Annotated in this window: 1 protein-coding gene and 1 pseudogene; one reads left to right on the plus strand and one right to left on the minus strand. The window is 39.3% G+C overall.

Annotation, left to right across the window (positions count from 1 at the left end):
* The coding region (locus KPX09_RS05310; RefSeq protein WP_249549308.1) for a hypothetical protein at nt 1–455 on the plus strand (455 nt) is incomplete at its 5' end.
* Between the two features lie 613 nt (nt 456–1,068).
* Here the strand turns inward: KPX09_RS05310 and KPX09_RS05315 are convergent.
* Nucleotides 1,069–1,250 (minus strand): annotated as a pseudogene (locus tag KPX09_RS05315) (hypothetical protein); the annotation flags it as partial.

The following is a 1,250-nucleotide window of genomic DNA, read 5'->3' on the forward strand; positions in this document are numbered from 1 at the left end:
GGCGTGCAGCAGGTGTGCTTTGTTTCATGAATCCTCCTCTACATAGCTGTTTCGGTAGGGTAAATAGCACGATAAATGGTTGTATCAGCAGTATAACCACCGTAAGTGGTAGAATTAAAAATGTTGCAGTCGCAAGAGCGCATAATGCCCCAAGAGTGTATGCTGCAGCGTTTTTAAAGGCTGAAAATAATGTTATTTGTCTTTCTTTCGATGCAGAGTTACTACTTGCTGTATTATCTGTCATAAAGTCTGCTATGCTACGGACGAGATTTTTCATTGCCAAACTTGTGTATGCACAACATATATACAGTGTCCCCATGTTTGCGAGAGCTAAGATAAAAGCTGCAGTAATTACTGTAGCAATAGCGCCTACTACTATGGCTATCAGCGCACATGCTGTTACAACAAAAAAGAAGAGAATACTCCGTAGGTATGATATAGTTTTCCCTAGATAGCATCTAGGGTTTTGTGTTACTTTGACAGAAGAGGTTTTAGAATTCCTACGCAGCAGGCAAAGCAATATTTTTATAATGTAGCTAGATATCGCACCAATAGCATGCATAATGCGTCTGGAACATGTGTGCACTGCCCGAATTATCAAATTCCAAACTTTTTTTGTGTTATACGGTATAGACCGCGCTGCAACACCTGAAAGCATAAGTGCCGAGCTTGCGCTGAAAACTACAACCCCTAATACCATGCCCAATGGTGGTACGTTAATTCTTCTTATTCTTGATCTATGGGCCATCTTGTAACACACCATACGTACACACATGGATACTATAACATCGTAATGCAAAAACTGCATGTAGAATCCATATATGCATCACCCAAATAAAATACAGTCGCGGTTAACAATACAGAAAGAGCCTGAGTTAGAATAGCTACTACACAGCACAAAGCTATTGTAAAATTATTGTGTTCGCAATTTGGATAAGTAAAATTTCACTGTACTTTGCAAGCACTACTACCCACTAACATCTGTGTTATGTTAATGAAGAGAGAATCTGGTCTTTTTGGTCATGACTTATAAGCTACTAAGGGCAGTCTCTAAGTTGAAAAGCTGTGTTAGTAAAAAAATAGGTCATTGTATTGAGGACTTTGAGAATGGCATAGTATAAAAATATTATTAAAGAATCTCACAAGCTTTACCACAGCGAGAGTATTGCTGGAGTGATGAAGGAGGATGGCGTCAGGCCTAATACATACAGCAACCCTAGAACCATCTAGGAAACCATCGGCATTGATAG

The organism is Anaplasma phagocytophilum, from assembly GCF_023476575.1.
Lineage (GTDB): Bacteria > Pseudomonadota > Alphaproteobacteria > Rickettsiales > Anaplasmataceae > Anaplasma > Anaplasma phagocytophilum_A.